We start from the raw sequence: 23,283 nt of genomic DNA, 5'->3' as shown, positions 1-23,283 counted from the left end.
CCATGGTCGTCCCTGAGTTGGCGATCGCTCGGATGCGTCGCGTTCACGGTGGCATCCCAGCAGAAGATGACAACATGGGGATATGACTCCTGCTCACGGTTTCTCTGACTTCTTCCGGCGTCCCCAGCCCATCAAACCCAAGGCTGGCCAGGAATCGGTGTGGGACTATCCGCGACCGCCAAGGGTCGAGCCACGATCCGAACGGGTAATCGTGCGGCTGGGCGGGCAGGTGATTGCCGACACCACCGATGCGGTGCGCGTCCTGGAGACGAGTCATCCGCCTGTCTACTACTTGCCTTTGGACTCATTCCCTGCCGGCGCACTCGTCCCGGTCGAGGGCACCACCTTCTGCGAGTTCAAGGGAGAAGCGCACTACTTCGACGTCGTTGCCGGCGGCGTCGTCGTGCCCCGTGCCGGGTGGACCTACCCCGAACCCACCCGGGGGTTCGAGGCGCTCAATACCCGAGTAGCGCTCTACCCGGGTCGCATGGACTCCTGCCAAGTCAACGGCGAGCAGGTGACCTTCCAGGAAGGTGACTTCTACGGTGGTTGGATCACCACGCAGATCGTTGGTCCTTTCAAGGGCGGCCCGGGCACGGCCGGGTGGTGAGCGCAGCGCCTATGCCCCGGAAGACTTGCGCATCGGCTCGACGACAATTTCCCATGCCATCGCAGTGACGCGGGCACCACAGCTTGGAAATTGGCCCACTCCCGGCCAACAGGCCGACGCCGCACAATCGACAGGCATCTCAAACAAGCGAGCCTTGGTTCTCGCTGGCGGCGGAGCGGCAGGCAATGCATGGGAGCTCGGTCTCATCGCCGGCCTGTCCGATGCCGGGGTGGATGTAACCGAGGCCGATCTCATCATCGGAACGTCGGCAGGATCGACAGTGGCTGCCCAGATCACCAGCGGGACACGGCCAGCCGAACTGTATGCCGCCATCCTCGCCGAGGTACCTCAACCACAAGCCGGCCACTCCGGACCGGACAGGGGACGCGCTCCAGATTTCTCGGGGCAGACCTACATGGAGTGGTCGAACGGGATTATCGGTTCTGCTGAGGATGCGTCCGACATGCGTCGCAGGATGGGCGCCGCGGCCCTCGAAATGGGTGCTTCGGACGGCTCTAGCCAGAGGCGCTGGCGCAACATCGTCGCGGCCCGGCTTCCCAGCCAGCACTGGCCGCAACAGCCCGTGCTGATCACGGCTGTCGACCGCGCGGGGGCAGCAGGTTCGAAACGATCTTCCCGGATAGCGCCTCCGAGCACATGTTCGGCGCCAACGCGATGGATCTGTCGCTGCGTCCCCCCGCGGCGCGAGCTGGTTACAGCCAAGGCAGAGCCGTCGCGGACCTACTCTCCGCCATCTGGCGGTGACGCCCGAACCCTGTCGATATTGGACTGTTACGGCGCGAGAGTCCAGGGGTCGCCGTGCGTGGTGCGGTGCCATGCCTGCCGCGGGCCATCCGATTCGTGCGCGACATCTGTGAGCCAGATCGTGCTGTCCGGGGCCCAGCCGGCGATGACCGTCGCCGTTTCGGCGTCGACCCTCAGTGGGCGCGTCGCGCCGTTGAGGTAACCCAAGATGGAGAGGTGCACGGCGTCCCACTCGCCTGCCACTTGCTCCCAATCCGGGATGACCCATCGGCCATGGCGTCCGGTCACACGGAACCAGTCGTGTCGCCGGGATGCAGTGACCTCCAATGGGAACCCGCGGCACAGCGATATCCAGTCATCTGCTGTGCCGATCTCAAGAGTCCGGCCCGCTCCCCGAACCGGAATCGTGGTCGCCCGCTCCCACCCCAGGGAATCTTCCACGAGGCTCAGTGAGGCCGGGACCTGCCCAACGGTGCGGAGCAGGCCCTGCGGGACCGAGCACCAATTTCCTGACCAATTGGCGCGAGGGTCACCCGGGCGTTCGCGCACGGCCCGCAGTTCCCCGGCACGTTCGTCTCGGGCCCACTATCAAGTTCGCAACCCAGCCAGAAGGCCGCAGTTTTGACCTCCGGATCCAGCTGCATCGCCAGCTCGAGACACAGACGGCGACCTCGGGGTCCGCGCAGAAATACGTCCACACTTGGCGTCATCGGATCATCCTCCCACCAGAGCGCACCTTATCTGGAGCGGTTGGGGGTGCCGTCGATGACGGTGGGGTTTGTCGCGACGCGTTTACCATAGCGACATGGAGTCAAGCGTTAGCGGAGTGCCGGTGCATTACGTCGAGTACGGCAGCGGCACGCCGGTTCTCGCTCTCCACGGGGCCGGTGTGGATCATCGCGAGATCGCCGGTGCCCTTGAACCGATATTCGCCAACATGCCTGGCTATCGGCGCCTGTATCCGGACCTGCCCGGGATGGGCCGGACCCCGGCGCCCGAGGCGATCGCGAGCAATGACGACGTCGTGGACCTTCTGCTCGGCCTTATCGCCAGCACCATTGGTGATGAACCGTTTCTTGTCATCGGTCAGTCCTACGGTGGCTACTTGGCCCGTGCGATTGCCACTCTGCGACCTGATCAGGCCGTCGGGCTGGCGCTGATCTGCCCGGTTGGCGCGCAGACGCGCGACGTGCCTCAGCACGAGGTCCTTGTTTCGGCGGCAGATCTGACCGGCGAACTCGACTCGGATCTCGAGGCCGCATATCGCAGCTACTTCGTGGTGCAGACGCCTGAAACGCTGCGCCGGTTCCAGGAGTGTGTGGCTCCCGCAACATCACTCGTTGACGAGTCGAGCCTGATGCGGATCTTTTCGCAGTGGGAGTTGCGGGATCGGCCGGAAGCCGCGAAGGCCTATCCTCATCCGGTATTGGTCCTTGCCGGGCGACAGGATGCCACCGCCGGGCACACCGGCCCCTCCGAGTTGATCGGGCACTACCCTCGCGCCACGTTGGCCGTCCTCGACCGCGCCGGCCACGCGCTGATCCATGAGCAACCCCAGCTCGTGCAAGCCCTCGTCGCGGAATGGCTCACCCGCGTGCGTGAGGTGCTGGACGACAAAACCTAGCGGGCCGTGGCGCTCGCATGCCGGGCGAATCCCTATTCGTCGGCTCCGCCGAACAAGGGCAAGGTGCTCTGCCCGCGCCCCCGGGTCCAACTGACGGCACGGTCAGCAGCGGACCATCGCCACCGATTGCAGTCGGGCGGCCAGCGACCGGAGAATGGTGCGCATGACCGCCGTAACCCTCCTGGCCTTTGCCGGGCTGTGCCTTCTGCTTTCCGTCACCCCCGGCCCGGATACGTTCTTGGTGCTGCGGATCTCGCTGCAGAGTGCCGGGGCCGGCCTGGCGGCGGCGCTGGGCTCGGCACTGGCATCCCTGATCTGGGCTGCGCTGGTGGGAGTGGGGCTCGCCGCTGTGCTGGAGGACTCTGCGGAAGTGTTCCGCTGGCTAAAGATCGCAGGCGGGTTGTACCTGCTGTATCTGGGAATCTCGTCCCTGATCCGGGCCCGCCGCACAGCAGCCTCCCCGGCGGCCGGGTACGCTCCCCGCCGGAGCTACAGCCGACGGACCGGATTCGGAGCCGGCGCCTTCTCCACACTGCTCAACCCCAAGGTCGGTCTGTTCTACCTCGCCGTCGTGCCGCAGTTCATTCCGCACGGCGGCAACACGCTGGACACGGCCATGGTGCTTGGTGCCATCGAAAGCGCTATTGGTTTCCTTTACCTGGCGGCCGTGGCGGTCGCGGCGGCGAAGGCAATGGCCTGGCTGCAGCGCCCCCGGGTGAGCAGTTGGCTCGAACGCGGCAGCAGCGGCATCATCGCCGCGCTCGGCCTGGGCGTGCTGGCATCCAGCACCAGCGCGTAACGGCGTTTCATCGATCCTCGAAGGACAGGTGAAGTTCCTTAGCCTGCAGAAAGGCCGACCCACTCAAGAGCGGCGCTCGCCATCTGTCTCCCTCCGCTGCGCCTTCAGCAGCCGCAGTCCGCTGGCCAACACGCCCACGTGGCTGAACGCCTGGGGAAGATTGCCGAGGAATTCCCCGGGCACCCACCTGGCACCAAACCGCCCCGCACGGGGACATGCCCCGCCCCGGCCCCGGCGAGTGGACATAAGACCAACATGCCCATCCCCGCGCCCCACCGCGGAGCATGTCCAGTGGCTGCGGACCGCGTGCATGGCGTGAATCCCGTGCATCAGGTCCGGCGTGCTTCCAGGGTGGGCGCGGCGCTACTGGGCCCTCTTGGCCCAGCCTTTCTCGTCAGGACCGCCCGACTCGCCATGTTCGCAGAGCTCGATGACTTTGTTGGACGCGGCGTGCACGGCCTCCTGCGTGCCCTTGCGGCCCTTGGTGGACGCCGTACCCGCAGCGTAGCCCACGATGAACGCACTGATGGCGTCCGCATGCGGCCCGACGGCTTTGACCGATTCGTCTGCCACCTGGACGATCTTTTCGTGGTCGACTTCCAGGTCGAGGATCTGCAGCGCCTGGATCAGCCGGCTGCTCCAATGCCGCAGCGAGCTGTCTTCGTCTCGGGACAACGTCATTGCTACTCCTTCTCGCAGGGTGAATGGATCGTCTAACCCTCAAGGGGTAGCACCCGCCCCCGGCGTTGCGCAACGCGACACAGCGGCAGGCAGCCCAGCAGCAGCCGGCACAGCGGCAGGTGCCTCAGCTCCAGAGCGCCACATGGAACTTGGATCCCCGCCGCTCCAGCCCGCGTGAACCGCCGGGAGCCACCATGGCCGCGGTGGCGTCGGCGGTGCCGGCAAACCGTTGGAGGGTCCGCGCCATGGTGGTGGCCCGGCCGCGGTCCAAGGTACTGGCCCACCAGAGTCCGGAGATCGGCGTTCCGGCTACCGGCACACGGACCAGGGAGCCGCTGCGGATCTCGGCCCGGACAATATGCCCCAGCGCCAGCATGGTTCCCTCCCCGGCCCTGACGGCGGCCAGGGCCTCCGTTTCGCTGCTCAACCGGACAATCTCCGGCGCCACCGACTGGGCAGCCAGCCAGCGGCCCTCCTCGCTGGCCGCCTGGATGCCGGCGGGCCCGGCAAACCAGGGTCTGCGCACCAGTTCGGCCAGCGCTACCGGCCCGTGGAGGGCGGCGATCGGATGTCCGGCGGCCGCCACGACGATCCGCTGGTACCGCAGGAACGGGACGGAGTCGATGCCGACGTCCCCAGTCCCGCTGGGAAGGGAGCCGTTGCGAACGGCGGGCCTGGCCCCCAAAGCGATGTCATAGACGCGTTCCCGCATCAGCGAGGGAATGTCCTCGGCCGCCTCCACCACCACATCGACGGAGGCCCCGGGAACCCGGCGGGTGAAAAGGTCCAGCAGGCGTCCGGCCGCGTGCTCGGCAAACGGCGCCGTCGCCACGATTTTAAGCCGCCCGGTCTCGGTCTGGGCATGTGCCACCTCCCACCGCGCCCGGTCCGCCAGTCCCACGATGTCCTGGGCATGTTCGGCGAGGGCCCGGCCACCGGGAGTCAGCGCAATCCCGCCGTGAGCTCGCACGAAGAGCGGGTCGCCCAGATCCTGCCTGAGTGCGGCGAGCGCCGTCGATACTGCCGGTTCGCTGACTCCGAGCTGGACGGCGGCCGCGTGGAGGGAACCCAGCTTGGCCACCAGGGCGAACGTCCGCAACTGTCCCAATGTCATCGCCACGGCTTCATAACCTTTCGCTTATGACGATATTGACAGCCCAGTCAGGCCGGGGCAAGACTGACCTCAATCCGGCGCTAGGCAGCCGCTACTCCACGCCGCCGGCCTTTCGGAGTGAGGTAGGGACTATGCAGATTCCGGCTCCATTTGACTACGTGCGCGCCACTACGGTGGAGAACGCCCTGGAACTCCTTGCCCGGTACGGACCCGAATCGCGGGTGGTGGCCGGCGGCCATAGCCTCCTGCCGATGATGAAGCTCCGCCTCTCCCGGCCCGAATGGCTGATCGACATCAATGACCTCTACGAGCTCGATTTCATCCTCCGTGACGGCAACAAGCTCAGGGTCGGCGCCCTGACGCGCCACACCACCCTGCTCGAGTCGGACGAGGTCGCCGGGCTGTTCCCCATCGTGCGGGACGCCGAGCGGGTGATCGCCGACCCCGTGGTCCGCAACCGAGGCACCATTGGCGGCTCGCTCTGCCAGGCCGACCCGGCCGAGGACCTCTCCACGGTGTGTGATGTCCTGGGCGCCGAGGCGGTGATCCGCGGACCAGGCGGCGAGCGCATCCTGTCCATGTCCGAGTTCCACCGCGGACCCTATGAAACCGCGGTCGGGCAGGATGAACTGCTCTGCGAAGTCAGGTTCGGCATCCGCCCCCGCTCCGGCAGCGCCTATGAAAAGGTCGAACGCCGGGTCGGAGACTGGGCAGTCGGTGCCGCCGGCGCCGCCGTTACCCTGACCGCGGACGGGACTGTCGACGACGCCGCCGTCGGGCTCACCGCCCTGGGCCTTGACCACCCCCTGGCCGGGGCTGCCGCGGTGCTCCGCGGCAGGCATCCGGACGAGGAGCTGTTCGCGGAGGCGGGCAGGCTGGCAGCGGAGGCCTGCAATCCGGTGGCTGACCAGCGCGGCCCCGTCGATTACAAGCGGCATCTCGCCGATGAGCTCACCCAACGGGTGCTGCGGCGGGCCTGTGCCCGCGCCGCCCAGACGCAGGAAGGCTGAAGCCGATGCAGATCAGCATGACCGTGAACGGCAGCGACGTCACGAGCGAGATTGAGCCCCGGGTGCTCCTGGTCCACTACATCCGCGAGGTCCTGGGCCTCACCGGTACGCACTGGGGATGCGACACAAGCAACTGCGGGACGTGCGTGGTCCTGATGGACGGACAGCCCGTGAAGTCCTGCACCGTCCTGGCCGCCATGGCCGCGGGCCACGACATCCGCACGGTTGAGGGGCTGGCCACCGGCGGCACGCTCGACCCCGTCCAGCAGGGCTTCATGGAAGAGCACGGGCTGCAGTGCGGCTTCTGCACCCCGGGGATGATGCTCACGGCACGCGCGCTCCTTGATAAAAATCCGCACCCGGACGACGCCGAGATCCGGCAGGCCATTTCCGGGCAGATCTGCCGATGCACCGGCTACGCCACGATTGTCCGTTCGGTGCAGTGGGCCGCCGCCCATCCTGCCGGTCCCGGCCTGGACGACGCACCCGCTACCGGCCATTCTGCCGGCACCGGCCTGGACGGCACGGACACGGCCGTCCCGGATGTCGCGGCGGAGATAGAAGACACGGAGGTGAAGGCATGACCCTCATCCATGACCGGCAGTCCAACCCGGCCGCCGGCGACGAGGACCGCCCGATCGGCTACGGCCGTATCCAGCGGAAGGAAGACCCGCGCTTCGTGCGCGGCAAAGGCCACTACCTGGATGACATCGTGCTGCCGGGGATGCTGCACGGCGCCATCCTGCGGGCTCCGGTGGCGCACGCCAAGCTGGTGTCCATCGATACCACTAACGCCCTCGCGCATCCGAAGGTGGTCGCAGTCATCACCGGCAAGGACCTGCTGGGCCTGAAGCTCGCGTGGGCGCCGACGCTGTCGGCAGATGTCCAGGCCGTGCTGGTGACCGACAAAGTCCGGTTCCAGGGGCAGGAGGTCGCGTTTGTCGTGGCCGAGGACCGTTATGCCGCACGGGACGCCCTGGAGCTGATCGACGTCGAATACGATGTGCTTCCCCCGCTGGTTGACGCCCGCAAGGCGCTCGATGCGGACGCCCCGGTGATCCGTGATGAGATCGAGGGCCGGACGGACAACCGGATCTTCGACTGGGAGATGGGCGACAAGGCGGAAACCGATGCGGTGTTCGCCTCCGCGGATGTTGTGGTCAGCCAAGAGGTCGTATACCCGCGGGTCCATCCCGCACCGATGGAGACGTGCGGTGCCGTCGCCGATTTCGACGCCGTCAACGGCAAGCTGACGCTCTACGAGACCACCCAGGCCCCGCACGCGCACAGGACCCTGTTCGCGATCGTCGCCGGCATCCCCGAGCACAAGATCCGGATCGTCTCCCCCGATATCGGCGGCGGTTTCGGCAACAAGGTCGGGATCTATCCCGGCTACATCCTCGCCGTCGTCGGTTCGATCGTCTCCGGCAGGCCGGTCAAATGGGTGGAGGACCGCTCCGAGAACCTGATGTCGACCTCGTTCGCCCGGGATTACATCATGCAGGGCGAAATCGCGGCGACCAGGGACGGCAAGATCCTCGCCCTGCGCACCCATGTGCTGGCCGACCACGGCGCGTTCAACGCCACCGCCCAGCCCACCAAGAACCCGGCCGGATTCTTCTCCATCTTCACCGGCAGCTATGACCTGTTGGCCGCCCACTGCTCCGTCACCGGCGTGTATACCAACAAGGCGCCCGGCGGGGTCGCGTACGCCTGCTCCTTCCGCGTCACCGAGGCCGTCTACCTCGTGGAGCGGATGGTCGACATCCTGGCCCGCAAGCTGGACATGGACCCCGCGGAGCTGCGGCTCAAGAACTTCATCAAGCCGGAGCAGTTCCCCTATGCCAACAAGACCGGCTGGGTCTACGACTCGGGCAACTACGAGGCCGCCATGCGCCTCTCGATGCAGCTCGCCGGCTACGAGGACCTCCGCCGCGAGCAGGCCGAAAAACGCGAACGCGGGGAACTCATGGGCATCGGGGTCTCCTTCTTCACGGAAGTCGTCGGGGCCGGGCCCAGGAAGCACTTCGACATCGTGGGCCTCGGCATGGCCGACGGCGCCGAACTGCGCGTGCACCCCACGGGCAAGGCCGTGGTGCGCATCTCGGTGCAGAGCCAGGGTCAGGGCCACGAGACCACCTTCGCCCAGATTGTGGCGGAGGAACTCGGCATCCCGCCGGAGGACATCGATGTGGTGCACGGCGACACCGACCAGACGCCGTTCGGCTTGGGCACGTACGGCAGCCGTTCGACGCCAGTCAGCGGCGGCGCCGTCGCCCTTGTTGCACGGAAGGTGCGCGAGAAGGCGAAACTGATCGCCGGGGCGATGCTGGAGACCCGCCCCGAGGACCTCGAATGGGAAAAGGGCCGCTGGTTCGTCAAGGGCGACCCCAGCGCCGGTAAGACCATCGCCGAGATCGCCATGGCTGCCCACGGCACAATGACGCTGCCAGAAGGCGTAGACGGCAACCTCGACGCCGAGGTCACCTACGACCCGCCGAACCTGACCTTCCCGTTCGGCGCCTACATCTGCGTCGTCGACATCGATCCCGGCACCGGGCAGGTCAAGGTGCGGCGCTTCATCGCGGTGGATGACTGCGGCACCCGGATCAACCCGATGATCATCGAGGGCCAAGTGCACGGCGGGCTGACCGACGGCGTCGGGATGGCCCTGATGGAGATCATCGAGTTCGACGCCGACGGCAACTGCCTGGGCGGTTCCTTCATGGACTACCTGATCCCCACCGCAATGGAAGTGCCCGACTGGGAGACCGGCTTCACTGTCACCCCGTCCCCGCACCACCCCATCGGCGCGAAGGGCATCGGCGAGTCCGCCACCGTCGGCTCACCGCCGGCGATCGTCAACGCCGTTGTCGATGCCTTGGCGCCGTTCGGCGTCACACATATGGACATGCCCTGCACCCCGGCCCGTGTCTGGGCTGCCATGCAGGGCCGGGCCAGGCCACCGATCTGATGGGCGCCACCGCAGGATCCCTGGCCGCCAGGGCCGATGAACTCGCCAGCCGCCGCGAGCCGTTCGTCCATGCCACGGTAGTCCGCGCCCAGCATCCGACGAGCGCCCACGCCGGGGACACCGCCCTGGTGCTGCCCAGCGGAGAGATCCACGGCTTTGTGGGTGGAAACTGCGTGGAGGAGTCGGTGCGCGAGTACAGCCGGCAGGTTCTGGCCACCCAGGAACCGCTCCTGTTGCGGGTGCTGCCCGGAGAACCGTCCCGCACCGCGGAGGAAGGCGCCGTCGAGGTCACCAACCCGTGCCTGAGCGGCGGGGCGATCGAGATCTTCCTCCAGCCGCGGATTCCGGCGCCGCGGGTCGTGGTGGTGGGCACGACGCCGGTGGCACAGGCCCTGGAAACGCTCGGCTCCGGTGTCGGCCTCGAAGTCGAACTCACGGACGGCGAATCCGCCGATCCCCGCGGCGATGACGCGGCCCTGATTGTCGCCTCGCACGGAAAAGCGGAAGAGGGTGCGCTGGAGGCGGCCCTGCGGGCGGGTGTCCCCTACGTTGCCCTCGTGGCCAGCGCAACCCGCGGCGCCGCCGTCCTGGAATCCCTCGACGTCGACGATGCCCTGCGGCGGCGGGTGTTCACACCGGCCGGGCTGCAGCTCGGTGCCCGGACGCCCGGGGAGATCGCGCTGTCCATCCTGGCCCAGCTGGTCGGGGAACGGTCCAGGGCGCGCCGCGCCGCCCCGCCCCTTGCGGCGTCAGCGCCGGCCGAGCCGGGGCCACCTGAGCCAGGGCCGGCGAGCGCGGTCGACCCGGTGTGCGGCATGTCCGTCCCGGCCCTCGAATCGTCCCTGCATCTGGTTCACGAAGGGGTCACCGTCTACTTCTGCTCGCCCGGCTGCCGGGCCGCCTTCCGCAAAGATCCGGAACGCTATGCCGTTAGGATCTGACCCGTTGCGGGCGGCAGGAAGCCCCGGGCCCCGGACCGCCGGCATCATCCTGGCCGCGGGCGGTTCCCGGCGCCTGGGCCGGCCCAAACAGCTGCTGCCCTACGGCGCGGGAGTGCTGCTCGATGCCGTCCTGGCGGCTGCCCGGGACTGCGCCTTCGGCCAGACGGTGCTTGCCCTGGGCGGCGCTGCGGCCGAGGTGGAGCGCACCGTCGACACCAGCGGCTGCGATGTAGTGCTCAACCCGGACTTCGGCGAAGGGTGCGCGGCCTCGATCGCCACGGCGCTCGCTGCCCTCCATCCGGAGACCGACGCGGTCGTCCTGTTGCTCGGGGACCAGCCCGGTGTCCGGGCCGCGAGCGTCCGGGCAGTGCTTGGCGCCCTGCACACTCCCGCAGGCGCTGCCGGCATCGCGGTGTGCCGCTACGACGACGGCGTGGGCCACCCCCTGGCGTTTTCCCGGCGCCTGCTGCCGGAGCTGGCCGCCCTGCACGGGGACAAGGCCGTCTGGAAGCTCCTGGAACAGCGGGCGGACGACGTCGTCGAGGTCCGTACGCCCGGCCCCGTACCCCAGGACGTGGACACCGAGGAAGACTACCGGCGCCTCCTCGCCGGGCTGCAGGGGGCCGTATGACGACGGCGGCGCGGGCCGGCGCGGAAGAGGACGTGCGGCGCCGGGTCCCGGATGTCGGATCGCTGATGGCCGCGCTGGACCGGACCAACTACCTGGCCGACGTCGGCCTGGCAACGGCCCTGTTCCTGGCCGTCCGCCTGCCGCAGCCCATCCTGCTCGAGGGCGAGGCGGGGGTCGGGAAAACGGAGGCCGCGAAGGCGCTGGCCGAGCTCCTCGACACCCCGCTGTACCGGCTGCAGTGCTACGAGGGAATCGACGCCGGTGAGGCCCTCTACGAATGGAACCACCAGCGCCAGCTGCTCGGCATCCGGCTGGCCGAAGTCCGCGACACCGAGGTCACGGAGACTGACCTGTTTGCCTCCCAGTACCTGCTGCGGCGCCCGCTCCTGCAGGCGCTGGAACATCCTGGCCCGCGGCCCGCCGTGCTGCTCCTGGACGAGATCGACCGCGCCGACGCCGAATTCGAGGCCTTCACCTTTGAACTGCTGGCCGAATCCGCCGTCACCATCCCGGAACTGGGCACAATCCGGGCCACCCATCCGCCCATCGTGATTCTGACCTCCAACCGGACCCGGGACCTTCACGACGCCTTGACCCGCCGCTGCCTGTACCACTGGATCGACTACCCGGGACCCGCCCGGATCGCCGAGATCGTGCGCCGCCGGGTTCCTGCCAGCAGCGGCCCGCTGGCCCTCCAGGCCGCGGCCGTGATAACCCGGCTGCGCACCCTGGACCTCGCCAAGCCGCCCGGGATCTCCGAGGCAATCGACTGGGTCTCGGCCCTGGCCGTGCTGGGGGTGGAACGGATCGACGCCGGCACCACCGAACAGACGTGGGGCTCCATCGTCAAGAACCGCGATGACCTCGAACTCGTCGGCTCCCGCGGCGCGGCCTGGCTCGTGGACGGCACCGATGGCTGAAAACACCAACGCGGCGCCCGCAGGGCCGCCACGGGTCGAGGCGGCCGCCTTGTCCGCCGCGTTCGTCACGGCAATCCGGCGGGCCGGCCTGGCAACCTCGCCGGATCGGGCGGCGCGGCTGGCCGAGGCGCTCCACTTGATCCCCCCGGCCCGGCTTGAGCAGCTCTACTGGACCTGCCGCGTGGTGCTCGTGTCCGCGCGCGAACAGGTGCCGGTGTTTGATGCCGTTTTTGCAGCCGTGTTCGGCGGGAACGCCGCCCCCGCCCACCCGGGCAGTGTGCCCGGCCCGGCAACGGCGCCGCCCGCACCGGCCCCGCGGACCAGGCCCGCAGCGCCAGACAGCCGGACGCCCGGCACGGCCCCCGGCACGCAGCAGCGGCCGCGCGTGGCCTCCCCGGGCCGGGACGGCTCCGCGGAGGACGGCCGCACTGACCGGGAGGCCGTCCTTGCCATGGTTTCCGCGGACGAACACCTGCAGGAGACATCGTTCGCCGAGCTTTCCGCCGATGAAGTAGCGGAGGTACGGCGGCTGGCAGCGGCGCTGCAGCTCGCGACGCCGCTGCGCCTGAGCCGCCGCACGCGCACGTCGGCCCACAGCACGGCGAGCCTGGACGTCCGGGCGACAGTGCGCGCAGCCCGGCGGTCCGGGACCGACGCCCCACTGCTGCTGTATGCCCGCCGGCGCGGACAGCGCCGCAAACTGGTGCTGCTCTGCGATGTCTCGGGATCGATGGAGCCCTACTCCCGAGTCTTCGTATCCCTCCTGCAGGGCGCCGTGACCGGGGCCGGGGCCGAAGCCTTCGTCTTCTCCACCAGGCTGACCAGGCTCACTCGGCAACTGGCCCTGCGCGATCCGGACCGGGCCCTGGCCCGCGCCGCCGTCTCCGCGCCGGACTGGGCCGGCGGAACCAGGCTCGCCGACTGCCTCCGGCGCTTCGTCGACGAGCACGGCCGCCGCGGACTGGCGCGCGGCGCCGTCGTGGTGGTGTTTTCCGACGGCTGGGCCTACGAGGATCCGGAACAGGTCGCGGCGCAGATGGCCCGCCTGCGCCGGCTCGCCTACCGGATCATCTGGGTAAATCCGCGCAAGGCAGCCCCGCAGTACCAGCCCCTCGTGGGCGGCATGGCAGCGGCCCTGCCCTACTGCGACGCCTTTGTCAGCGGCCACAGCTACCGGGCCTTGGCGCAGATGGCGGCCGCCATTCGCGGTGGCGGCCCGCCACCACAGGACACGCACGAACGAGCGAGAGGCAAGGAACCAGCCCATGCACATTGACAGCACGTTCTCGGTGGTCGCACCAATAAACCAGGTGTGGGACACGCTGATGGACTTTGAAAGGGTGGCCGGCTGCCTTCCGGGGGCCAGGATCCTGAACAAGCTCTCCGATGACGCCTACCAAGTGGGCATGACGGTAAAGCTCGGCCCGGTCACGATGCAATACAAGGGCCTGCTGAACGTCATTGAACGAAATGCCCCGGAACACCGCGCGGTCCTTGGCGGGAAGGCCCAGGAGACCCGCGGACAAGGCACCGCCGAGGCCACCGTCACCCTGGTGCTGGCCGAAGACGGCGCGGCCACAGGGGGTTCCGTCAGCGCGGATCTCGCACTGTCCGGCAAGGCCGCGGCCATGGGCAAGGGGGTGATCGGCAGCGTCACGGAGCAGATGATGTCCCTGTTCGCGAAAAATCTGCAGGCCATGCTCACCGAGGCAGCACCTCCCGCGCCGGAAACCCCCGCGGGACCGTCCCCTTCGGCTGTCCCGGAACCCACCCTGCAGCCCACCCCGGCTCCGGTCCCCGCGTCGGCTGCGCCGGCTCCGGTCCCCGCGTCGGCTGCGCCGGCCGGCAGCCTGGATGCGCTGAGCCTCGCCAAGGGAATCGCGGCGGAGCAGCTGTCCAGCCCGGCGAAAGTCCTCGGCGTCGTCGCCGTCGTGGCGTGCATCGCCTACTGGGCCGGCCGGCGTTCGGCGTTCCGGCTGCTCCGGCTGTGCGGCAGGCTCTGAGGGGCGCCGATGCGTGATGTCCTTGCGGCCATGTTGCCTGACTGGCGAAGGGGTGCGACGGCGGGCCTGGCCACCGTCGTGAGCACTTTCAAATCAGCGCCACGTCTCCCGGGGGCGGCGATGCTGGTGACGGCCGACGGCGAGGCCGTGGGCTCCGTCTCCGGCGGCTGCGTCGAGGGGGCTGTGTACGAGCTCGCCACCCAGGTCAAGGACGACGGCGAGGCGGCCCTGGTGCGCTACGGGATCAGCGACGACGATGCCTTCGCCGTGGGCCTGACCTGCGGTGGCATCATCGACATCTTCGTCGAACCTGTGTCCCGGCGCCGCTTTGCCGAACTCGACGCCGTCGCGCAGGACATCGCCGCCGGGCGCCGCGTGGGCGTCGCGACGATAATCGAACACCCGGATGCCGGCCGTGTGGGGCGGCACCTGGTTGTCAGGCCGGACGGTTGGGACGGTGACCTGGGCTCGGACCGGACCAACCGCGCCGTTGGCGACGACACCCAGGGTCTTCTCGCCGCCGGCCGGACGGGCATCCTGAACTACGGCGTGGACGGCGAGCGGCTCGACACCGGCATGCGCGTCTTCTTTGCCAGCTATGCGCCGCCGCCCCGGATGATCATCTTCGGCGCCATTGACTTCGCCGCGGCGCTGGCGCGGCTGGGCGCGTTCCTGGGCTACCGGGTCACCGTCTGTGATGCGCGGTCCGTATTCGCGACGCCGGCGCGGTTCCCCGACGCCGCCGAGGTGGTCAACGCGTGGCCCCACCGGTACCTGAGCGAGCAGTTCGCCCAAGGGCTGCTGGATTCCCGGGCCGTGCTCTGCGTCCTGACCCACGACCCGAAGTTCGACATCCCCGTCCTGGAGGTCGCTTTGCGCGGCAGCCCCGTGGCCTTTATCGGCGCCATGGGATCCCGGCGCACGCACGAGGACCGGATGGCGCGGCTGCGGCAGACGGGACTTACTGAGGACGAACTCTCCAGGCTCCACAGTCCTGTCGGCCTGGACCTGGGCGCCCGCACCCCGGAGGAAACGGCCGTGTCCATCGCGGCAGAGTTCATCGCCCAGCAGTGGAGCGGCAGCGGCGAGCCGTTGCGCCTGCTCGGCGAACGGATCCACCACGACGAGCAGTTGTGACTGTGTGGCCGTGATGGCGAACGAGGCCCTGCGCCGGGCGCTGGCGGTGCTGCTGCTGGCGGCAACGCCCGGGCCTGCCGCGCCTGCCTTCATGTTCGCTGCCCGGCCCGCCTGACACCCGCGCCCCTGGGCGCGCCGGAGCCGACGCGCCGGATTCTGCCTAGCGCGCGGCGACCGACGCCGGCGCCAGCAGTTCGCGGTAGCGGGCGGCGTGCCGGTCGAGTTCATCGGCGTCCACCCGGGGTGCCGAATGCAGGATGAGCGGCTGCGCCATCTCCAGCCCGCACAGGTGCGCGGTGGCGTCGAGGGGACGCAGGAGCTCCTCCATCGTGAAGCGGTTGTGTCCTGCCGGCGCGTAGGACGATTCGGGCCCTCCGGTCGACAGCACCAGCTGGAGCCGCTTTCCGTGGAGGGCGTCCCCTCCTGCGCCGTACGCGAAGCCGTACGTCAGCACCTGGTCCATCCACTCCTTCAGGACCCCCGGGACGGAGTACCAGTGCCACGGGAACTGCCAGACGATGGTGTCGTGCCCGCGCAGCAACTCCTGTTCCCGGGCGGTATCGAACTGCCGGTCGGGGTGGGCGGCGGAGAGGTCATGCACCGTCACGTGCTCCAAGTCCTTGATGGCCGAGGTGAGGTGTGCGGTGATCCGCGAGCTTTCCAGGTCGGGGTGGGCAACAAGGACGAGCGTGCGCTGTGGGGTCATGGAAGGTTCGTGCTTCTTTCAGAATCGGATTCGAGGCCGACCAGAGCCGAGCTGACCTGCCAGAGGCGGTCAATATCGGACTGGCTGTAGCTGCGTTTTGATGATTTTTTGGGAGTGCTGTTGGCAAAGTACCGGCCAGTGACGTTGTCGAGTTCCGGCGCCGAGGCAAGGTAGATCGAGGTCCGGGCGCCCTGCTCCGGGGTTTTCATCCACCGTTGCACCAGCGGGGTCAGGAACTCTTGCATCCGGCCCGGATCTTCGGCCCCGAACGCCGTCGCCACCACTCCGGGGTGGAGCACATTCGCGGTGACCCCGGTGCCGGCGAGACGTGCGGCGAGTCCGTACGTAAACAGGACGTTGGCCAGTTTCGACTGGTTGTACGCCCGCTGCCCCGAGTAGGCCCGTTCGGCCAGCAGGTCCGGGAAGTCCATGCGTCCCATGGCCTGGGCGCCGGACGAGACAGTTACGACCCGTGCCGGTCCGCTTTCCTTCAACCGTTCAAGGAGCAGGTTGGTGAGCAGGAAAGGGGCGAGGTGGTTAAGGGCGAAGGTGTATTCCAGTCCGTCGGCGGTGACGCGGCGGGTGTTCCAGAAGCCGCCTACGTTGTTGACCAGCACATCAAGGCGGTCCAGGGTATTCAATACCTCGTCGGCCAGTCTGCGGACTTCCTGCTGGGAGGAAAGATCGGCGATGAACACCTCGACCGGGGCCGAGGCCACAGCGCGGATCTCCTCAGCTGCCCGGGATGCCCTGTCAGCATTACGTCCGGTGATGGCAACCCGCGCACCCAGGGCGGCCAGGCCAAGAGCCGTGGCCTTGCCGATCCCGCCGGTGCCTCCGGTGATCAGAACTGTCTTTCCTGCCATTGACAGCATTCGGTTCTCGCTCTCGGTGTTGGTTCGCCGGACAGATCTTGGGTTGGCGTAGACAGGTTCGTCTACACCGGGAACGAAGCTATCAGACAGAACTGTCTGTGCACAAGCAGCGACCGGCCCTGGGCCACCGCGGGACATTGGGGTCGGCTGGCGGGCTCCGCATTGGCCGTCCGGGCGGCAGCCGGGCGTATGCTCTTGGGATGGCGAGATACTTCGATGTGCACCCCGAGAACCCCCAGCACCGTTCGATCGTCCAGGCCGTGGACATCGTGCGCTCAGGCGGCCTGATCGCTTACCCCACGGATTCCTGCTACGCCCTGGGCGCACAGCTGGGTAACCGGGAGGCCCTGGACCGGATCCGGACCATCCGGCAATTGGACGGCAAGCATCACTTCACTCTTGTCTGCAAGGACTTCGCCCAGTTGGGCCAGTTCGTCCAGATCGACAACGACGTGTTCCGCAGCATCAAGGCCGTCACGCCCGGCAGCTATACCTTCATCCTGCCGGCGACCAGGGAGGTCCCCAAACGGCTGCTGCACCCGAAGAAGAAGACTGTCGGCGTGCGCATCCCGGACAACCACGTGGTCCAGGCGCTGCTCGCTGAGCTTGGCGAACCGCTGCTATCGAGTACGCTGCTGCTTCCGGATGAGGAAGAGCCGCTCACGCAAGGGTGGGAGATCAAGGAACGCCTGGACCACGTGGTGGACGCCGTGATCGATTCCGGCGACTGCGGTGCCGAACCAACCACGGTGATCGACTACTCCAGCGGCGTCGCGGAGATCGTCCGGCGCGGCATGGGCGATCCTTCCCGCTTCGAGTAACAGTCGCAGTTCGAGTAAGGGAGGACGCCGGCAACGGCAGGGCGCACGCTGCGGGCCGGGTCCAGCGACGGCGACGCAGCGCCGGCTCAGCGGGGCAGGCTAGGCGGATTCCGCCGCGCTCGCCTGCCGGTTCCGCAGCCACCGACGCACGAGGTCGATGGCGGCGACGAGCCCGGCCAGGGGCGAGAGCACCGCTGCAGCGTAGACGAACATCATCCACGTCAGGGTGGTCACCGGGCTCTGGCGGGTGCTCAGGAGGGACAGTCCGCCGAATAGGCCCAGGACCCAGAACAGGATGACTCCGGACAGCACAGCGGCTGCTGGGAAGTACTCGTTCTTGACGACTTTCTTCAAGGTTTCCATGGGCCCTCCTCACACCCGGCGGTGGGACAGCCCGCCAGGGACATTCCAAGTATGGGGCCCGGCACGGCGGAATTCCTCGAGAATCCCGGGCACGTGACGAAGCTAACGCCCGGGGCCCGCCGGCAGCCATCCCTGTCGTCAATCTGGGGTGGCCGGCCCGTCGGTGACGGCCCTGCGGGGCTCAGACGGCGGCCCGGACGCGCTGGAGGAAGGAATCAAGCACCCGCCCGGCGTTCTCATGCATGCGCCGGGACTCCGCCGCCGGCAGCTGCCGGCTCTTGGGCCCGTTCAACCGCTCCCCCAGATAGAGCAGCGCCGCCAGCACCTCGGAGAGTTCGGAGTTGCTCTCCGCGCGCTGCCGCAGGAGCCGCAGATGAGCCTCCTGCAGGGCCGGACCGGGGGTGCAGCCAAGGTCGCGGTCGAAGAGCCGCCGGCAGCGGTCATACGCCGCGAGGCCCTCCGCCGGCAGGCCCGCCTGTTCATACGCTGTCACCAGTACCGTCCAGGCCCGCTCATTCAGGGGCTCCGCCCGAATGGCAGCCTGGACCAGGTTGACGGCGTCGTCAGGTTTGCCCAGCAAGGCCGCCGTTTCTGCCGCGAGGATCTGCAGCGCCACCTTCTCGGCTGCATGGCGTGCGCGCGCCTCTTCGGCCCAGTCGGAGGCAAGTTCGAACCCGAGCAGCGGCTCGGCGGAAATCTCCAGGGCCTCGAGCATCAGGGGGTACGCCTCATCCGGAGGCAGCTCACCGGCATCGCGGACCAGGTCACGGAACCGGAACAAATCGAGATCCACGAGCTTCGGGTCCAGGACGTAGCCACTGTTGGCTGTGCGGAGCGGACCGGTCTTGGTCTGCCCCGGCTGGATGGCGCGGCGGATACCGCTGATATAGCTCTCGAGGGTCGCGACTGAGCCGTCACTGGCTCCGGCGCCCCAGAGAAGATCGATCAGGCGGGTCTTGGACACGGGCGTGCCAAGGTTCAGGAGAAGAATTTCCAGTATGTGCCGCGGTTTGCAGCCGCCCATGTCGGCAGCGGTGAGCGCCACGCCGTCCCGGCGCACCTCGAATGATCCGAAGAGGCGGACCGAAATGGAGGGTGTAGTTTCCTTTGGGCTATCCACGATGTTCTCCGATTTCCCCAGGTAAAACGAACTGAATCGTCTGTGGAGAGCCGGATCAACATTGAAACCAGGCCGTACTGAGACGCTGTTCCCTCCGGCTTTCCAATGACACCGTGACACGCCAGACAGGGCGCAACAAGGCATGCCGCTACCCGATCTTTCGCCCAAAGAAAGACGCGTACAGGCGTCAGTACCGTCGAGTAAGCGCGCGGCGCGAAGGGCAGGTGATTGCGGCGCCAACCAAGTAATTCCGCGGGCGGCCCCCATACGGACCCAAGTAGTTCAGCGCGTCAAGATTTGGGCCCCCGGCCGGCAAATTCCAGCCCGTGGAACCGCCGGTCCTAGCCGGGTTTCCTACTGGTTGTCGGTCATCTCGGCGGGCACCGCGACCAGACGCAGGTCCGCGCCGTCCCGGAGCACGGCAAGGTCCAGCGGCTCCCCGATGGCCTCTGCGAACAGCAGCTTCTGCAGGCTCTCGGCGTTCGACACATACATCTGCCCGACCTTCAGGAGGATGTCGCCCGCCCGGAGCCCGGCCCGCTCGGCTGGCGAACCAGGGAGGACCTCGACCACGAGCAGGCCCTCCCTGCGGCCCGTCCGGACGACGGCGCTCGGCTGCAACTGGATCGGTGTGTTGACCAGACCCAGGTATGCCCGGCGGACGCGGCCGTCCTTGAGCAGCGAAGCGATGATCCGCCGGGACGTGGCGTTGATGGGAACGGCCAGGCCGAGTCCAACGCCTGCCACGGCCGTATTGATGCCGACGATCCGCCCGCGGGCGTCTGCCAGCGCCCCGCCGGAACTGCCGGGATTGAGGGCCGCGTCGGTCTGGATCACGTCCTCGATCACGCGCCGGCTCCGTCCGGACCAGACGGGGATCGAACGGCCCAGCCCGCTGACCACCCCGGCGGTGACGGAGCCGGCGAGCCCAAGCGGATTGCCCACGGCGATGACCAACTGGCCGACCCGGAGGGACTCGGCGTCGCCCAGTTCGGCCGGCGCCGCAGTCGGTGCCCGGCCGTGGACCACGGCAAGATCGGAGAGCGGGTCGGCGCCCACCACGTCCACAGCCGTGCTGGTGCCGTCGGCGAAGACTGCATGGCCCGACTGGGCGCCGCCCACCACGTGGGCGTTCGTCAGCAGATAACCGTCCGTGGTGAACAGCACGGCCGAACCCGCACCGACCCTCAGCCTGCCGTTGCGCCCGTTGCCGGTCATTTCGAGAGCTGCGACGTGCTGGGTGACAGCCTCGGCCACGCGGATGACCGTTGCGGAATAGGAATCCAGCGGGTCTTCGGACACATCGGATCCGGATACCCTGCTGATGGACGCGGCCACGGTGCACCTCCTGCTAACCGGTACTCATCCAAGTCAACCACCGCCGCCCCGGGAGTAGTCCTGGCGGGCCTACGCCGTCAGAGAAATACGCCGGATGAAGCGGTGCGGATGCAACAGTTCAGCCCGGCGCGGATCCGCGGCTAGGCTCGGACATAGATCCGCCCGACAGCCAGGAGAACCTACGTGACACCAGCGTCCGCTTCCCCCGCCCCGCTGCCCCTGCCGGGTCTGACCTGGGGCATCAAACGCAGCTTTTTGGACTACATTTCCGGACTCCCGGACGGTGCCGTTTCCGCGGCCGACGGCGCCACGGTCACCGCGTCCGGAGAGTTCTGTTTCGCCCCCGCCGGCTCCGAGTACGATCCTGCCAGCGGCACCGGCCTGCTGCGGTTCCGCGGTGACGTCCGGGTCGCCGGACACCACGGAATGATGTTCGTCCGGCTGCTGGATCCATGGGTCGAGTTCGCGGCCGGGCACGGGGTCCTGTCCATCAGCACGGGCGACGGCGGCGGGATGGACCGCTCGGATGTCGGCACACTGCGTACTGCCGCGCCCCGCAACATGGAAGGGTTCCTCGTCTGGGAGCGGGTCGAGGTGGCGATATCGCAGGCCGGTTCGGAGCTGTTCGACGGCCAGTACGCCGACGGCCAGGCGATGGACCCCCTCGTCATCCGGGTGCCGGCGTAGCCAGGGTAGGGCGGCGCCGGCTGTCGGCTGCCTTCCCTCGCCGGACACGGCTGCCGTGCTGGGCACCTGTCCGCCCTTCTGCAAGGATGTGAACTGTCCTCGCGCCGTCGAGGACTGCAACTGGTCAAAGGAGACGCTCCATGGTTGAACCCGCCCTTGTGGCTGACGGCGCAGACAGCGGGGCCCGCCGGCATGTGCTCCGGGCCCTGGCGTCGGGCACGGAAATCGGGTGGGACGGCCCGGACCGGGCCGTCTTCGAAGAGCGCTTCGACCGCCATTTCCCGGTCCTGTTCCGGTTGTTCCACGATCTCTACGGCGCACGGCACGATTGGCTGGATCAGCTGACGGACCTTGTGATGGAGTCTGCCCGCTCGTGGGCCGAGAGGCCTGCCGCGCTCAAGGGCCTCGACGCCGAACGGGAACACAACAGCGGCTGGTTCCAGTCCAACACCATGCTCGGCGGCGTTTGCTATGTCGACAGATACGCCGAGGACCTCGAAGGTGTCCGCGCCCGGATCCCTTATTTCAAGGAACTCGGCCTGACGTACCTGCACCTGATGCCGCTGTTCCTGGCCCCCGAACCGCACTCCGACGGCGGCTACGCCGTCTCCAGCTACCGCGACGTTAACCCCAAGCTGGGCACCATGCAGCAGCTGCGTGAGCTCGCCGCCGAGCTGCGGGCGAACGGCATCAGCCTCGTAGTCGATTTCATCTTCAACCACACCTCCGACGAACACGAATGGGCACGGAAGGCGGCCGCGGGCGAGCCGGCCTACAGCGACTACTACTGGATCTTCCCGGACCGGTCCATGCCGGACGCGTTCGAGGAAACCGTGCGCGAAATCTTCCCCGACGACCACCCCGGCTCGTTTGTCGATTTGCCGGACGGACGGTGGGTCTGGACCACGTTCCACACCTTCCAGTGGGACCTGAACTACGCCAACCCGGACGTCTTCCGGGCCATGGCCGGCGAGATGCTGTACCTGGCCAACCAGGGCGTGGACATTCTCCGGATGGACGCCGTCGCCTTCATTTGGAAGCAGCTCGGCACGCCCTGTGAGAACCTGCCCGAGGCCCACACCCTGCTGCAGGCCTTCAATGCCGTGTGCCGGCTGGCGGCGCCGTCACTGCTGTTCAAGTCCGAGGCGATCGTCCACCCCGATGAGGTGGCCCGCTACATCGACCCCGCCGAGTGCCAGCTCTCCTACAACCCACTGCAGATGGCGCTGATCTGGGAGGCGTTGGCCACCCGTGACGTTTCGCTGCTCTCCCAGGCCCTGGAGCGGCGCCACAATATCCCGGACGGCACGGCCTGGGTGAACTATGTCCGCAGCCACGACGACATCGGCTGGACGTTTGCGGATGAGGACGCCGCCGAGCTTGGCATCAATGCCTTCGAGCACCGACTGTTCCTCAATTCCTTCTACGTCAACCGTTTCCCCGGCAGCTTCGCCCGCGGCGTGCCTTTTCAGGACAACCCGCGCACCGGCGACTGCCGGATTTCCGGCACAACGGCGTCGCTCTGCGGGCTGGAGGGCGGAACAGCTGCGGCGGTGAACCGGATCCTGCTGGCCCACTCGGTGACCTTCAGCACTGGGGGCATCCCGCTGCTGTACCTCGGTGACGAGGTGGGCCAGTTCAACGACTACGCGTACGCCGCCGAGGATGGCCACGGAACGGACAGCCGCTGGGTGCACCGGCCACACTACCCGGCTGCAGACTACGCACGGCGTGCGGAGCCGGAAACCCCCGCCGGGGCCGTCTTTGCCGGACTGCGCCGGATGGTGTCTGTACGGTCAGCGACGCCGGAGCTGGCCGGGACCCGGCTGGTCGGGTTCGACACGAACAACCAGGGCGTCCTGGGGTACCAGCGTCCGGGAAATGGAACGCTGATCCTCGCCCTGGCCAACTTCAGCGACGGTCCTCAGGAAGTAGCGGCGGTGACGCTCTCCGGCTTCGCAGCCGGCGCCGTCAACATCCTGACCGGCGCCCACCTGCGCCTCGACGCGGGACTGGTCCTGGACGCCCAGCAGTTCGTCTGGCTCCGGGTGACGCCCCGGTCTTGAGGGGCTGGCCCGCGGCTCATCGGCGTGGATTACTGGAAGTAGCTTGTTGTGGGCGCCCGTTCCGCCGCCGCGCCGCTTCGCCCGGGTGTCGTGTCCGG

Annotated in this window: 23 protein-coding genes and 1 pseudogene; 16 read left to right on the top strand and 8 right to left on the bottom strand. The window is 68.2% G+C overall.

Annotation, left to right across the window (positions count from 1 at the left end; genetic code table 11):
* Nucleotides 1–82 precede the first annotated feature (82 nt).
* The gene (locus C566_RS0102870) at nt 83–610 is read left to right on the top strand and encodes a DUF427 domain-containing protein (protein WP_026266315.1); all 528 of its coding nucleotides are present in this window, start codon (nt 83–85) and stop codon (nt 608–610) included.
* Nucleotides 534–1,058 (top strand): annotated as a pseudogene (locus C566_RS23390) (patatin-like phospholipase family protein); the annotation flags it as partial. The gene C566_RS0102870 and the pseudogene C566_RS23390, both read left to right, overlap by 77 nt.
* A 344-nt stretch (nt 1,059–1,402) precedes the next feature.
* Here the strand turns inward: C566_RS23390 and C566_RS21965 are convergent.
* Complete coding sequence (locus C566_RS21965) at nt 1,403–1,618, bottom strand: hypothetical protein (protein ID WP_018772824.1); 216 nt, start codon at nt 1,616–1,618, stop codon at nt 1,403–1,405.
* 562 nt (nt 1,619–2,180) lie between these two features.
* On the opposite strand from C566_RS21965, the gene C566_RS0102860 reads away from it, so the two are divergent.
* Complete coding sequence (locus C566_RS0102860; RefSeq protein ID WP_043465679.1) at nt 2,181–2,999, top strand: alpha/beta fold hydrolase; 819 nt, start codon at nt 2,181–2,183, stop codon at nt 2,997–2,999.
* A 163-nt stretch (nt 3,000–3,162) separates the two neighbouring features.
* The gene (locus C566_RS0102855; protein WP_018772822.1) at nt 3,163–3,798 is read left to right on the top strand and encodes a LysE family translocator; all 636 of its coding nucleotides are present in this window, start codon (nt 3,163–3,165) and stop codon (nt 3,796–3,798) included.
* Nucleotides 3,799–4,161: 363 nt separating this feature from the next.
* On the opposite strand, the gene C566_RS0102850 is transcribed toward C566_RS0102855, so the two are convergent.
* Complete coding sequence (locus C566_RS0102850; protein ID WP_018772821.1) at nt 4,162–4,479, bottom strand: DUF6457 domain-containing protein; 318 nt, start codon at nt 4,477–4,479, stop codon at nt 4,162–4,164.
* 124 nt (nt 4,480–4,603) lie between these two features.
* Nucleotides 4,604–5,593, bottom strand: coding sequence for a LysR family transcriptional regulator (locus C566_RS20630; protein ID WP_018772820.1), 990 nt, complete (start codon nt 5,591–5,593; stop codon nt 4,604–4,606).
* A 131-nt stretch (nt 5,594–5,724) separates the two neighbouring features.
* Here C566_RS20630 and C566_RS0102840 point away from each other — a divergent pair, with 131 nt between their 5' ends.
* From C566_RS0102840 to C566_RS0102800, 9 genes are read left to right on the top strand one after another with little or no spacing between them, the layout of a single operon-like run.
* Nucleotides 5,725–6,603: an FAD binding domain-containing protein gene (locus tag C566_RS0102840; protein ID WP_018772819.1), complete on the top strand. Its 879-nt coding sequence runs from the start codon at nt 5,725–5,727 to the stop codon at nt 6,601–6,603.
* 5 nt (nt 6,604–6,608) lie between these two features.
* Nucleotides 6,609–7,187, top strand: a complete 579-nt coding sequence (locus C566_RS0102835) for a (2Fe-2S)-binding protein (RefSeq protein ID WP_018772818.1) — start codon at nt 6,609–6,611, stop codon at nt 7,185–7,187.
* Entirely contained in the window at nt 7,184–9,577 is a 2,394-nt protein-coding gene (locus C566_RS0102830; RefSeq protein ID WP_018772817.1) for an aerobic carbon-monoxide dehydrogenase large subunit, read from the top strand. The genes C566_RS0102835 and C566_RS0102830 overlap by 4 nt, the downstream gene beginning before the upstream one ends.
* Nucleotides 9,577–10,518, top strand: coding sequence for an XdhC family protein (locus tag C566_RS0102825; RefSeq protein ID WP_018772816.1), 942 nt, complete (start codon nt 9,577–9,579; stop codon nt 10,516–10,518). The genes C566_RS0102830 and C566_RS0102825 overlap by 1 nt, the downstream gene beginning before the upstream one ends.
* Nucleotides 10,502–11,149 carry a nucleotidyltransferase family protein gene (locus tag C566_RS0102820; protein WP_051082212.1) on the top strand — a complete coding sequence of 216 codons (648 nt, stop codon included), beginning with the start codon at nt 10,502–10,504 and terminating at the stop codon, nt 11,147–11,149. The genes C566_RS0102825 and C566_RS0102820 overlap by 17 nt, the downstream gene beginning before the upstream one ends.
* Nucleotides 11,146–12,069: an AAA family ATPase gene (locus tag C566_RS0102815; RefSeq protein WP_018772814.1), complete on the top strand. Its 924-nt coding sequence runs from the start codon at nt 11,146–11,148 to the stop codon at nt 12,067–12,069. Before C566_RS0102820 ends, C566_RS0102815 begins: the two co-directional genes overlap by 4 nt.
* The gene (locus C566_RS0102810; protein ID WP_018772813.1) at nt 12,062–13,345 is read left to right on the top strand and encodes a vWA domain-containing protein; all 1,284 of its coding nucleotides are present in this window, start codon (nt 12,062–12,064) and stop codon (nt 13,343–13,345) included. Before C566_RS0102815 ends, C566_RS0102810 begins: the two co-directional genes overlap by 8 nt.
* Nucleotides 13,335–14,072 carry an SRPBCC family protein gene (locus tag C566_RS0102805; protein WP_018772812.1) on the top strand — a complete coding sequence of 246 codons (738 nt, stop codon included), beginning with the start codon at nt 13,335–13,337 and terminating at the stop codon, nt 14,070–14,072. Before C566_RS0102810 ends, C566_RS0102805 begins: the two co-directional genes overlap by 11 nt.
* A gap of 9 nt (nt 14,073–14,081) precedes the next feature.
* Nucleotides 14,082–15,209: an XdhC family protein gene (locus C566_RS0102800; RefSeq protein WP_026266313.1), complete on the top strand. Its 1,128-nt coding sequence runs from the start codon at nt 14,082–14,084 to the stop codon at nt 15,207–15,209.
* Between the two features lie 160 nt (nt 15,210–15,369).
* Here the strand turns inward: C566_RS0102800 and C566_RS0102790 are convergent, their stop codons facing one another.
* Both C566_RS0102790 and C566_RS0102785 read right to left on the bottom strand, forming a co-directional pair.
* Nucleotides 15,370–15,915, bottom strand: coding sequence for an NAD(P)H-dependent oxidoreductase (locus tag C566_RS0102790; protein ID WP_018772809.1), 546 nt, complete (start codon nt 15,913–15,915; stop codon nt 15,370–15,372).
* The gene (locus C566_RS0102785; protein ID WP_155846723.1) at nt 15,912–16,781 is read right to left on the bottom strand and encodes an SDR family NAD(P)-dependent oxidoreductase; all 870 of its coding nucleotides are present in this window, start codon (nt 16,779–16,781) and stop codon (nt 15,912–15,914) included. Before C566_RS0102785 ends, C566_RS0102790 begins: the two co-directional genes overlap by 4 nt.
* A gap of 209 nt (nt 16,782–16,990) precedes the next feature.
* On the opposite strand from C566_RS0102785, the gene C566_RS0102780 reads away from it, so the two are divergent.
* Nucleotides 16,991–17,611 (top strand): L-threonylcarbamoyladenylate synthase, encoded by a 621-nt coding sequence (locus C566_RS0102780; RefSeq protein WP_026266311.1) that lies wholly within the window; start codon nt 16,991–16,993, stop codon nt 17,609–17,611.
* Nucleotides 17,612–17,710: 99 nt separating this feature from the next.
* Here C566_RS0102780 and C566_RS0102775 read toward each other — a convergent pair whose 3' ends face one another.
* The 3 genes from C566_RS0102775 to C566_RS0102765 form a co-directional block, all read right to left on the bottom strand.
* The gene (locus tag C566_RS0102775; RefSeq protein WP_018772806.1) at nt 17,711–17,974 is read right to left on the bottom strand and encodes a hypothetical protein; all 264 of its coding nucleotides are present in this window, start codon (nt 17,972–17,974) and stop codon (nt 17,711–17,713) included.
* A 181-nt stretch (nt 17,975–18,155) separates the two neighbouring features.
* A complete protein-coding gene (locus C566_RS0102770; protein WP_231386232.1) occupies nt 18,156–19,094 on the bottom strand; it encodes an AfsR/SARP family transcriptional regulator in 939 nt (312 codons plus the stop codon).
* A gap of 354 nt (nt 19,095–19,448) precedes the next feature.
* Nucleotides 19,449–20,432 (bottom strand): S1C family serine protease, encoded by a 984-nt coding sequence (locus tag C566_RS0102765; RefSeq protein ID WP_018772804.1) that lies wholly within the window; start codon nt 20,430–20,432, stop codon nt 19,449–19,451.
* A 183-nt stretch (nt 20,433–20,615) separates the two neighbouring features.
* Between C566_RS0102765 and C566_RS21960 the strand changes: the two genes are divergently transcribed.
* Nucleotides 20,616–21,119 carry an HtaA domain-containing protein gene (locus C566_RS21960; RefSeq protein ID WP_018772803.1) on the top strand — a complete coding sequence of 168 codons (504 nt, stop codon included), beginning with the start codon at nt 20,616–20,618 and terminating at the stop codon, nt 21,117–21,119.
* A 140-nt stretch (nt 21,120–21,259) separates the two neighbouring features.
* Complete coding sequence (locus C566_RS0102755; protein WP_018772802.1) at nt 21,260–23,185, top strand: alpha-amylase family protein; 1,926 nt, start codon at nt 21,260–21,262, stop codon at nt 23,183–23,185.
* Nucleotides 23,186–23,283 lie beyond the last annotated feature (98 nt).

It is taken from the genome of Arthrobacter sp. 131MFCol6.1 (genome assembly GCF_000374925.1).
GTDB lineage: Bacteria > Actinomycetota > Actinomycetes > Actinomycetales > Micrococcaceae > Arthrobacter.
This window is presented reverse-complemented; position numbering and strand designations above follow the sequence as displayed.

Coding starts and splice junctions, on each gene's coding strand:
- C566_RS0102870 (WP_026266315.1), top strand. CDS start 83: ATGACTCCTGCTCACGGTTTCTCTGACTTCTTCCGGCGTCCCCAGCCC.
- C566_RS0102860 (WP_043465679.1), top strand. CDS start 2,181: ATGGAGTCAAGCGTTAGCGGAGTGCCGGTGCATTACGTCGAGTACGGC.
- C566_RS0102855 (WP_018772822.1), top strand. CDS start 3,163: ATGACCGCCGTAACCCTCCTGGCCTTTGCCGGGCTGTGCCTTCTGCTT.
- C566_RS0102850 (WP_018772821.1), bottom strand. CDS start 4,479: ATGACGTTGTCCCGAGACGAAGACAGCTCGCTGCGGCATTGGAGCAGC.
- C566_RS20630 (WP_018772820.1), bottom strand. CDS start 5,593: ATGACATTGGGACAGTTGCGGACGTTCGCCCTGGTGGCCAAGCTGGGT.
- C566_RS0102840 (WP_018772819.1), top strand. CDS start 5,725: ATGCAGATTCCGGCTCCATTTGACTACGTGCGCGCCACTACGGTGGAG.
- C566_RS0102835 (WP_018772818.1), top strand. CDS start 6,609: ATGCAGATCAGCATGACCGTGAACGGCAGCGACGTCACGAGCGAGATT.
- C566_RS0102830 (WP_018772817.1), top strand. CDS start 7,184: ATGACCCTCATCCATGACCGGCAGTCCAACCCGGCCGCCGGCGACGAG.
- C566_RS0102825 (WP_018772816.1), top strand. CDS start 9,577: ATGGGCGCCACCGCAGGATCCCTGGCCGCCAGGGCCGATGAACTCGCC.
- C566_RS0102820 (WP_051082212.1), top strand. CDS start 10,502: ATGCCGTTAGGATCTGACCCGTTGCGGGCGGCAGGAAGCCCCGGGCCC.
- C566_RS0102815 (WP_018772814.1), top strand. CDS start 11,146: ATGACGACGGCGGCGCGGGCCGGCGCGGAAGAGGACGTGCGGCGCCGG.
- C566_RS0102810 (WP_018772813.1), top strand. CDS start 12,062: ATGGCTGAAAACACCAACGCGGCGCCCGCAGGGCCGCCACGGGTCGAG.
- C566_RS0102805 (WP_018772812.1), top strand. CDS start 13,335: ATGCACATTGACAGCACGTTCTCGGTGGTCGCACCAATAAACCAGGTG.
- C566_RS0102800 (WP_026266313.1), top strand. CDS start 14,082: ATGCGTGATGTCCTTGCGGCCATGTTGCCTGACTGGCGAAGGGGTGCG.
- C566_RS0102790 (WP_018772809.1), bottom strand. CDS start 15,915: ATGACCCCACAGCGCACGCTCGTCCTTGTTGCCCACCCCGACCTGGAA.
- C566_RS0102785 (WP_155846723.1), bottom strand. CDS start 16,781: ATGGCAGGAAAGACAGTTCTGATCACCGGAGGCACCGGCGGGATCGGC.
- C566_RS0102780 (WP_026266311.1), top strand. CDS start 16,991: ATGGCGAGATACTTCGATGTGCACCCCGAGAACCCCCAGCACCGTTCG.
- C566_RS0102775 (WP_018772806.1), bottom strand. CDS start 17,974: ATGGAAACCTTGAAGAAAGTCGTCAAGAACGAGTACTTCCCAGCAGCC.
- C566_RS0102755 (WP_018772802.1), top strand. CDS start 21,260: ATGGTTGAACCCGCCCTTGTGGCTGACGGCGCAGACAGCGGGGCCCGC.